The following is a 9,548-nucleotide window of genomic DNA, read 5'->3' as shown; positions in this document are numbered from 1 at the left end:
GGCTCTTTCCGCCTGAATAGTTGCGCACGAGTTTCAGCGAATCCTCGATGGCCTGCGAGCCGCCGACATTGAAATGAACCCGTCCTTTTGTGCCGAATTTTCGTTCTGCGTCTTGAGCAATCATGGCCGCTAGTTCGGCCTTTTCCCTGTGCAGATATTGCGATGCCACCTGAGGCAGCGTGTCCAACTGCCGATGTGCGGCGGCATTCAGGCGCGGGTTGCGGTAGCCAAAATTAACCGCCGAATACCACATCTGCAGATCGAGGAACGGAGTACCCTTGCTGTCGTAAAGGTACGAGCCTTCGCACGATTCGAAAAAGCTCGGCTCCTGGGCGTAATGGACCGTATCGCCGTGAGAACAATAGGTCGCCTCAAGCAGACGCAGTTCGAGTTCCGAGTTCGGCAGCGGAGATACGAGCTCGGGCTGCTTCAGGATAAAATTTGTGTTCATTCAGGTTCTCGCTTGTTGGTTATGCGGCGTGGCGCGGAGTGCTGAGAGCATTGGCCGATAGGCTTGGAACAGTGCTCTTGAGGCTGTGGGTGAGATCGGTAAAGGTCTCGTACGCTATGAAGGGGATATCCTCGGCAAAACAGTAGTCAGCCAGTTCCCCCTTTGCGAAGACCAACTCCGGTTGATGTGAAACGCAGAAATCCGAGCGGCCATCACCGACGTAGACCCGCAAGTCACGCGGCGTCAGGGATCTGCACTTGCAAACTCCCGAGGCTGACAAACAATCCGGATCGGCGTGGGGAGAAGCCAGATGGTAGGATGGCTTTCCCTCCGGATTGACGATCGTCAGCTTGTTGGCGATTACCGGAATATGGCTGAGGTTGGTGCGCACGAGAATTTGTTTGATGAAATAATCGACGCCGTCACTCACGATCGTAAGCGGCATAGCGTGACGGCTGCAGAAATCTGCGAAGGCCGGAAACGTCGGGTCAATAACGACATCTTCAAGCACATCATCGAGTTCATGTTGCTTGGCGCGGATCAGGGCGACCTGGCGGCGCATGCATTCGGCAGAACCGATCTCGCCGTCCAGCCATTCTTGTTCGATGGCTTCCCATGCGGGATCAGCCAAGTTTGAGAGCACAAAATCGGTCGCATCCTCGACCGAAATCGTTCCATCGAAATCGCAATACACGTGCATTCAAAAACTCCTTGCACAATCGTGCAGGGGTTCTATCAGCCGTGCCTGAGTGCAGAATTATGCCAAAATGAAATGAAACTGAAATCGCAAGAAGACGCGCATTATGCTCTCGGCATCAGCACGTCTACGCTCAAACCTCTGCCTGATCCTGCAGCGTTCAATGCGATAGTGGCGGAGAAACGGTCAATTATGTCGGCAACGATCGCCAATCCCAATCCCGATCCCTCGGCATGTGGCGTATCTATCCGGTAGAAGCGCCGAAACACGGCTTCGCGATGTTGCGCCGCTATTCCGGGCCCGCTGTCGCTGATGGATAGCAGCCAAGACTCGTTCTTGGGTGTGATCGATGCCTCGATGGTTCCGCCGACGGGGGAGTATTTGATTGCATTGTCTACAAGGTTGGCAATCATCAGGCGAAGGAGAGGCTCATCCGCATTGACCTGCGCATCTTCATCGCCATGCAGCGACACTTCAAGTTTCTTGAGATGAATGATGTTGCCGAACTCGCCTATGACCGAAGCCACGGTGTTATACAATGAAACGCTTTTCAATAGCATCGGCTGATGGCTGACACGGGCGGCGCGAAGCAGTTGCTCGATCAGGTGCATCGCCTTTTCATTGCTCGCCACGAGGTCGCCGATGATGGCCTTGCGTTCCTGCTCGCTCTCGGCATTCGCCAGCATTTGAAGCAATAACTTGAGAGATGTCTGAGGAGTTCGCAGTTGATGGGCAGCGTGATCGGCGAAACGCCTCTCCGCCGTCAATGAGCGGTCAAGCTTGTCTAGAAGCTGATTAATCGATCTGCCGAGGGGAGAAAGGTCCCTCGGCAACGTATCGACGGCAATGACAGACAAGTCATCCGGGGAACGACTGCGAATTTGCCGCACCAATCCGTGCATCGCGCTGAGCCCGCTCCTGATCCCGAACCAGATCAAGACTGCGATGAGCGGGAAGAGGACCAGCAATGGAAAAGACAGGTTCAGGAGAATATTTGACACAAGCGATTTGCGAAGGGCAAGCTTTTCTCCGACTTCCACGGTAATTGTCGTTTGCGGAATTGGCAGGGCGTACACACGCCAGTCTTCGCCGCCGTAATTCACGTTCGTAAATCCCGCTCGCTGCTCGGGAACCGTCTTCGGGAATGCGGTGCTCGAGAAAACCTCAATCTCCCCGTCCTTCCAGGCACGGAACATATGGGCGTCGGCATAGTCATCCGCATCCTCGTTCATTGCCAGCTGGTTGCCCATTGCCAGATCAATATCGTTGACCTGCTTGGATTTATGAATGCCAGGCTTTTCAACCTGGCGTTCCAGCAGCGTCCAAAGAACATTCGCGTCGTTGATCAATTGTGCGTCATAGATATTGTTGATTTCGCGTGTGGCGCTGCGGAAGGCGAACGCCCCGATCAGGGCGATGGTAATCAAAATAGTTGGCGCAATCCTGAAAAACAGTTTGCGCGTCAGCGTCGATCTGATCATTGCTCGACCATGTATCCCACGCCGCGGATCGACTTGATGAAGTCGCTGCCAAGCTTCTTCCGCAGATTGTAGATCACGACTTCCGTCGTATTGCTCTCCACAGCGCTTTCAGCACTGTAGAGCGCGTATTCGATATCGCTTTTTGTAACGTACTTGCCGGCGCGTTCCATGAGGAGCTTGAGCATCTGAAACTCCTTGGCCGTCATCGCGACTTGCCCCGATGTGCTGCGCACCACCATGGCGGCAGGATCGACTTCAACATCTCCGCACTTCAGGACCACATCCGAACGTCCGTCCCGCCTCCTTATCAGCGCTCTAAGCCGTGCCAGCAGCTCATCAAGATCAAAGGGCTTGACGAGATAATCGTCAGCGCCGCTATCAAGGCCTTCAACCTTCTGTAGCGGAGTATCCCGCGCGGTCAGCAGCAGGATCGGAACCATGTTCTTTTTTTGCCGCGCCGCTCTCAGCACATTGATTCCGTCGAGCTTCGGCAAATTGACATCGAGTACGACGACGCTGAAGATCAGGTCCTCAAGCGCGGCAAGCCCGGATTCCCCATCCTGCATCCAATCCACGCCATAGGCGTGTTTCTCCAGCGCTTTCTTCAACGACGATCCAAGGATCACGTCATCTTCGATCAGTAACAGGCGCATTGGTATCGAACCTTCCGAGGATATCAGGTCACGCTCAGCATCGCTTGCTGGCTCGAACCCCGAAAGATGCGAATTAGAGATAACATCTCGGCTTTTTGCAGGCAGCACATTGGCTGGCTGAAAAAAGCCGATCCGAGCCGCCGAACAATCGGCGGCTCGGATCCCGCATTCTTCCTAGAAATCCCAGTCCTCGTCTTCGGTTGCGATAGCTTTACCGATGACGTAGGACGAGCCGGAACCCGAGAAGAAGTCATGGTTTTCGTCGGCATTGGGCGACAACGCCGACAAGATCGCCGGATTGACCTTGCAGGCTTCAGCTGGGAAAAGTGCTTCGTAACCGAGGTTCATCAATGCCTTGTTGGCGTTGTAGTGCAGGAACTTTTTTACATCCTCTGTCAGGCCGACGCCATCATAGAGCGCTTCGGTATATTTCGCCTCATTATCATAAAGCTCAAGCAGCAATTCGAAGGCGAACTCTTTCATCGCTTGCTGGCGCTCGTCGCTCAAGCGCTCCAGCCCACGCTGGAATTTGTAGCCGATATAGTACCCATGGACAGCCTCGTCGCGGATGATCAGGCGGATCATGTCGGCTGTATTTGTGAGCTTTGCCCGGCTCGACCAGAACATCGGGAGGTAGAAACCGGAATAGAACAGAAAGCTTTCAAGGAAAACGCTGGCGATCTTGCGTTTCAGGGGATCGGGATTGCGGTATTGCTCGAGAATGAGCGTCGATTTCTTCTGCAGATGTTCGTTTTCCTCCGACCAGCGATAGGCGTCGTCGACATCGGAGGTCGAGCACAATGTCGAGAAGATCAATGAATAGGAGCGGGCGTGCACCGCCTCCATGAAGGAGATGTTGGAATAGACTGCCTCCTCGTGCGGCGTGATTGAATCCTCCATCAGCTTCGGCGCGCCGATGCTGGTCTGGATTGTGTCGAGCAGCGTCAATCCGGTAAAGACGCGAATGGTCAGCTGCTGCTCTTCCGGCTTGAGCGCTGCCCAAGAGGGGATGTCATTCGACAGCGGCACCTTCTCCGGTAGCCAGAAATTTCCCGTCAGCCTGTTCCAGACCTCAAGATCCTTGTCGTCGTCGATGCGGTTCCAGTTGATCGCGCGCACCGATGCAGAAGCCTTTGGGGCCTTGGTCTTTACCTGAATGTTCATTTCGTTCCCCAGAATGTCAAAGTGCGCAGGATACGCAGCCCTGCACTTCCGTGCCGGACAACGCCATCTGCCGAAGGCGGATGTAGTAAATGGTCTTGATGCCCTTCTTCCAGGCATAAATCTGAGCCCGATTGATGTCGCGGGTCGTGGCGGTATCGCGGAAGAACAGAGTCAGGGAAAGACCCTGGTCCACATGCTGGGTCGCTGCTGCATAGGTGTCGATGATCTTTTCCGGTCCGATCTCGTAGGCGTCCTGGTAGTAGTCGAGATTGTCATTGGTCATGAACGAGGCAGGATAGTAGACCCTGCCGATCTTGCCTTCCTTGCGGATCTCGATCTTGGAAACGATAGGGTGGATCGAAGACGTCGAATGGTTGATGTAGGAGATGGACCCTGTCGGCGGTACTGCCTGCAGGTTCTGGTTATAGAGACCGGACGCCATCACGGCTTCCTTCAATGCCAGCCAGTCTTCCTTTGTGGGGATGTGTATGCCTGCGGTCTCGAAGAGTTCACGCACCCGCCCGGTCGCGGGCAGCCATTCCTGCCCGGTATACTTGTCGAAATATTTACCGGAAGCGTATTTCGAATTTTCGAAGCCTTTGAAGCTGGTGCCCCGCTCGGCGGCGATGCGGTTCGATGCGCGGATTGCATGATAGGTCACGGTGTAGAAATAGATGTTGGTGAAATCCACACCTTCTTCAGAGCCATAATAGATGCGTTCGCGGGCGAGATAGCCGTGCAAGTTCATCTGTCCGAGCCCGATCGCATGGCTGTCATCGTTACCCTTTTCGATCGATGGGAGAGACGCGATATGGCTCATGTCCGAAACGGCGGTCAGCGCCCTTATCGACGTTTCAATCGTCTTGCCGAAATCGGCCGAATCCATCGTGGCGGCGATGTTCAGCGAGCCAAGATTGCAGGAAATATCCTTGCCCATATGTTTGTAGGAAAGATCATCATTATATTCGCTGGCCTCGCTCACCTGCAGGATTTCCGAGCAGAGATTGCTCATGGTGATACGTCCGGCAATCGGGTTTGTGCGGTTCACCGTGTCCTCGAACATGATGTAGGGATAGCCGCTCTCGAACTGGATTTCCGCCAGCACCTGGAAGAACTCCCGCGCCTTAATCTTTTTCTTGCGGATGCGGCTGTCCGCGACCATTTCCCGGTATTTTTCCGTGACCGAGATTTCAGTGAAGCTCGCCCCGTAGACCCGCTCCACATCGTAGGGCGAGAACAGGTACATGTCCTCATTGTTCTTCGCCAGTTCGAAGGTAATGTCTGGAACCACCACGCCGAGCGACAGCGTCTTGATGCGGATCTTCTCGTCAGCGTTCTCGCGCTTGGTGTCGAGGAAGCGCATGATGTCGGGATGGTGCGCGTTGAGATAAACGGCGCCTGCGCCCTGCCGTGCGCCGAGCTGGTTGGCATAGGAGAAACTGTCTTCCAGAAGCTTCATCACTGGGATAATGCCGGAAGACTGGTTTTCGATCTGCTTGATCGGCGCACCTGCCTCGCGAATATTTGTAAGGGACAAGGCAACGCCGCCACCGCGTTTTGACAGCTGCAAGGCRGAATTGATGCCTCTTGCGATCGATTCCATATTGTCCTCGACCCTAAGCAGGAAGCAAGATACGAGCTCGCCACGCTGCTTCTTTCCTGCGTTGAGAAAGGTGGGCGTTGCCGGCTGGAAGCGGCCGGAGATAATCTCATCGACCATATCCCGGGCAAGTTGTTCACTGCCCTGCGCCAATGCCAAGGCCACCATGCAGACGCGGTCTTCGTAGCGCTCAAGATAGCGCTTCCCGTCGAACGTCTTCAGCGTATAGCTGGTGTAATATTTGAAAGCGCCGAGGAAAGTCGGGAAACGAAACTTCCTGGCATAGGCATGGTCGACGAGATCGCGGACGAAGTTGAACGAATACTGGTCCAGCACCTCACGCTCATAATATCCCTCGGTCACCAGATAATCGAGCTTCTCCCGCAAATTATGGAAGAAGACAGTGTTCTGGTTCACATGTTGCAGAAAATACTGTTTTGCCGCCAGCCTGTCCTTGTCGAGCTGAATTTTTCCATCCTCGTCATAGAGGTTCAGCATCGCGTTCAGCGCATGGTAGTCCAGCGTTGTTTCGGCAGCACCCTTCAAAGCATAGTCGAGTGTGAGCGTGTCCAAAATCGTTCCAATCCGTGTCTGACATTGTTGACATCGTCCTCGGTACCCAGAAGCTCGACCTGTAGAGATAGGGTACCTGGCATTTTGCAGAGATGATGTTGCCTGCGATCCCGAAGGTCGCACCGAAGTTGCTGTTGCCCGCGGCGATGACACCGCGAAGGTTCGAACGGTTCTCGACAATATTAAGAAAACGGATCACTTGTTTGGGCACCGCCCCCTTGCCGCCGTCTCCCGAATAGGTCGGAACGATCAGGACAAATGGTTCCCGGGTCACGCACTCACCGCACTTGGGGCTGACAGGAATCTGCGTCGAGGGCAGACCGAGCTTGCTGACAAAGCGATGGGTGTTTCCCGACTGGCTCGAGAAATAGATGATTCCGCCCACAGGCCTATACGAGCGCGCTGATCATGTCGGGGCGAAAGCCGGCCCAGTGAGTTTCACCGGCGATCACCACTGGCACCTGACGGTAACCGAGGCTCTGAACCAGTTCGAATGCTGCCATGTCCGCCGACACGTCGACGACATCATATTCCATGCCCTGACGATCAAGGGCCCGGGTCGTCGCTGTGCACTGGACGCAGGCGGGTTTGCTGTAAACGGTGATGTGCATGATTTCCTTGTTGTTTTCAGACATAGAAAGGGTGGCCGGACGACAGCCATTGCCCGTTAATATCGATCGGAAAGGGGATACTTGCTGATGCTTCAGAGGGCTTCCGCCGTCCGACTACTCGCGCTTCAATATATTCAAAAGCCTGAACATGGTTTCACCCCGTGGTTGACTAATTGGAGAGGTTCAGGGGAAGCGGCATGCCGGATATATTCCGCCATATGGTCGCGACCTTCCCGGCACCCCGCCGGTGGACTCGTTTCGACCGAGGCAGGTCTCCTGGCTTGCGGGTCGTCGCACTCGCTCTGCCTTCCCGAAATGGTGCATTTCAGTGGCGTTATCGAACGAATGCTCGCCGCATACAGTTGCGGGGGCAGCTCCGGCTTTGCCAAACCGTCAGGTTCAACGCACCGTATTCCCGTCTTAGCTTTCGATCCTGGAAGCGAATCAAAAGAACCTCGAACACTAGATATGGTATACGAGGTTAAAATGGCGTCAACGAATATGTTTTTCAGTGGAAAAATGCTGGTTTAGATGAACGCTGCCGTTTGCGTCGGGGAAATTCGTACCTTGCCGATATTGCGGCCATCCATCTCGACAATCTCATATTCGAGATCGTCGACGGTGAGCTTCTCACCTTCGGCTGGTATATGACCGAGGTTCCATAAAATATAGCCGGCGAGCGTCGTATAGCGGTCACCCTCATCGACCAGATCACGATCGATAAGCCCGCCAAGACGGCGAATGTCGATATAGGCGTCAACCACCATGCTACCGTCTTCCGAACGTTGAAGGATCGGGCTTTCCTCGCCTTCTTCAGGGAACTCACCGGCGATGGCTTCGAGGATATCTGTTGGTGTGACCACCCCTTCGAACGAGCCGTGCTCATCGAGGATCACGCCCATCTGTACCGATGAACCCCGCAACTGTTCCATGACGCGAAGCACATTGGCGTTTTCATGGAAGATAAGCGGCTGGCGGGTGACCTTTTCCCAATCGATCTTGCCGCCATCGAGAATGGCGAAAAGCAGGTCCTTGGTGAGCGCAACGCCGACGAATTCATCGACGCGGCCGCGGGCAAGTACAACACGGCTGTGGGCGAGGGTGCGAATTTCGGCGAGCAGCTCTTCGTTGGTCTCGTCGAGATCCAGCCATTCCACTTCATTGCGCGGCGACATGATCGAACGGACCGGGCGCTCGACCAGATCAAGTACACCGCGGATCATTTCCTTTTCTTCCGGATGGAAGACATCGCCTGCTGCACTTTGTTCTGCAATCACATCGAGCGTATCGGAATGCGCGGCATCTCCGTTACGGCCGCCGCCGAGCAGCCGCAGGACCGCGCCTGCGGTGCGATCGCGCAGATCCATGGTCGTGATACGCTTTTCGCGGTTGTGACGTCCGACCTGGTTGGCAGCCTCGACAAGCACAGAGAAGCCGATGGCGGCGTAGAGGTAGCCCTTCGGGATGTGGAAACCGAAGCCTTCGACGATCAGACTGAAACCGATCATCATCAGAAACCCGAGGCAGAGAATGACGACAGTCGGATGCTTGTTGACGAACGTCATGAGCGGCCTGGATGCGAGCATCATCACACCTACGGCAATGACGACCGCGATCATCATGACCTCGAGATATTTCACCATGCCCACGGCTGTGATGACACTGTCGAGCGAGAAAACGGCATCGAGCACAACGATCTGGGCAATGACCTGCCAGAACACCGCATGGGCTACATTGGTTTCCTTGGCCGACATATGGCCTTCCAGCCGCTCGTGCAGTTCCATAGTGCCCTTGAACAGCAGGAAGATGCCGCCGAGGATAAGGATGATATCGCGTCCGGCAAAATCCAGCCCAGCGACGCTGAACAGAGGTCGCGTCAGTGTGACTACCCATGAAATGGAGGCAAGCAGCAGAAGCCGCATGACCAGAGCCAGCGACAAGCCGACAAGCCGCGCACGGTTGCGTTGATGCGGAGGCAGTTTGTCGGCGAGGATCGCTATGAAAACGAGATTGTCGATGCCGAGCACGATCTCCAGCACGACAAGCGTGGCAAGACCAATCCAGGCGTTGGGGTCGGCAATCCAGTCCAGTGTCCAGTCCATCGGGCTGTCGGGTCCTTAAATAGATTCAGCGTGCAGCGGCGTCAGCGATTGACGCTGCGGCGCAGGCAAAATAACGGGATGGGGAAATCACAGGAACTTTTTGCTGACGCTGCACATGCAGGGTCAGCATGCTTCGCAAGTCCGGACTTGGAGGCTCTTCAGATTGATCGTCCGGCATCGATGCGCGGTCAGTCCCTGTTTGACTGGCTGTCATTG

At 55.0% G+C, this 9,548-nt stretch carries 9 protein-coding genes, 1 pseudogene and 1 riboswitch; all 10 genes and pseudogenes read right to left on the bottom strand.

Translation table 11 applies throughout. The features are described from left to right. Positions 1-451: aminotransferase class III-fold pyridoxal phosphate-dependent enzyme (locus ACXJ5O_RS11790; protein ID WP_457300058.1), on the bottom strand; the 451-nt coding region annotated here is incomplete at its 3' end. Positions 452-470: 19 nt separating this feature from the next. Further along, positions 471-1,151 (bottom strand): MtnX-like HAD-IB family phosphatase, encoded by a 681-nt coding sequence (locus ACXJ5O_RS11785; protein ID WP_457300057.1) that lies wholly within the window; start codon positions 1,149-1,151, stop codon positions 471-473. A gap of 101 nt (positions 1,152-1,252) precedes the next feature. Next, on the bottom strand, positions 1,253-2,629 hold the full coding sequence (locus tag ACXJ5O_RS11780; protein ID WP_457300056.1) for an ATP-binding protein: 1,377 nt from the start codon (positions 2,627-2,629) through the stop codon (positions 1,253-1,255). Continuing rightward, positions 2,626-3,282 (bottom strand): response regulator, encoded by a 657-nt coding sequence (locus ACXJ5O_RS11775; protein WP_457300055.1) that lies wholly within the window; start codon positions 3,280-3,282, stop codon positions 2,626-2,628. Before ACXJ5O_RS11775 ends, ACXJ5O_RS11780 begins: the two co-directional genes overlap by 4 nt. 174 nt (positions 3,283-3,456) lie before the next feature. Next, positions 3,457-4,446, bottom strand: coding sequence for a class 1b ribonucleoside-diphosphate reductase subunit beta (gene nrdF / locus ACXJ5O_RS11770; RefSeq protein ID WP_457300054.1), 990 nt, complete (start codon positions 4,444-4,446; stop codon positions 3,457-3,459). A 16-nt stretch (positions 4,447-4,462) separates the two neighbouring features. After that, a complete protein-coding gene (nrdE, locus tag ACXJ5O_RS11765) occupies positions 4,463-6,619 on the bottom strand; it encodes a class 1b ribonucleoside-diphosphate reductase subunit alpha (RefSeq protein WP_457300053.1) in 2,157 nt (718 codons plus the stop codon). Beyond that, positions 6,589-7,004 (bottom strand): annotated as a pseudogene (gene nrdI, locus ACXJ5O_RS11760) (class Ib ribonucleoside-diphosphate reductase assembly flavoprotein NrdI). The gene nrdE and the pseudogene nrdI overlap by 31 nt, the downstream one beginning before the upstream one ends. A gap of 4 nt (positions 7,005-7,008) precedes the next feature. Further along, the gene (nrdH, locus tag ACXJ5O_RS11755; RefSeq protein ID WP_457300059.1) at positions 7,009-7,230 is read right to left on the bottom strand and encodes a glutaredoxin-like protein NrdH; all 222 of its coding nucleotides are present in this window, start codon (positions 7,228-7,230) and stop codon (positions 7,009-7,011) included. A gap of 249 nt (positions 7,231-7,479) precedes the next feature. Further along, positions 7,480-7,703: riboswitch (cobalamin riboswitch) on the bottom strand. Positions 7,704-7,757: 54 nt separating this feature from the next. After that, the gene (locus ACXJ5O_RS11750) at positions 7,758-9,332 is read right to left on the bottom strand and encodes a TerC family protein (RefSeq protein ID WP_457300052.1); all 1,575 of its coding nucleotides are present in this window, start codon (positions 9,330-9,332) and stop codon (positions 7,758-7,760) included. A gap of 25 nt (positions 9,333-9,357) precedes the next feature. Beyond that, positions 9,358-9,548 (bottom strand): hypothetical protein (locus tag ACXJ5O_RS11745; RefSeq protein ID WP_457300051.1); only part of this gene is annotated, 191 nt, incomplete at its 5' end.

This window comes from Phyllobacterium sp. P5_D12, assembly GCF_054049495.1.
Note: the sequence above shows the minus strand (reverse complement) of the source record. Positions and strands in the feature narration are given on the sequence as shown.

Bases quoted from the DNA above. Each gene is read 5' to 3' on its own strand.
- ACXJ5O_RS11785 (WP_457300057.1), bottom strand. From the start codon at position 1,151: ATGCACGTGTATTGCGATTTCGATGGAACGATTTCGGTCGAGGATGCG.
- ACXJ5O_RS11780 (WP_457300056.1), bottom strand. From the start codon at position 2,629: ATGATCAGATCGACGCTGACGCGCAAACTGTTTTTCAGGATTGCGCCA.
- ACXJ5O_RS11775 (WP_457300055.1), bottom strand. From the start codon at position 3,282: ATGCGCCTGTTACTGATCGAAGATGACGTGATCCTTGGATCGTCGTTG.
- nrdF (WP_457300054.1), bottom strand. From the start codon at position 4,446: ATGAACATTCAGGTAAAGACCAAGGCCCCAAAGGCTTCTGCATCGGTG.
- nrdH (WP_457300059.1), bottom strand. From the start codon at position 7,230: ATGCACATCACCGTTTACAGCAAACCCGCCTGCGTCCAGTGCACAGCG.
- ACXJ5O_RS11750 (WP_457300052.1), bottom strand. From the start codon at position 9,332: ATGGACTGGACACTGGACTGGATTGCCGACCCCAACGCCTGGATTGGT.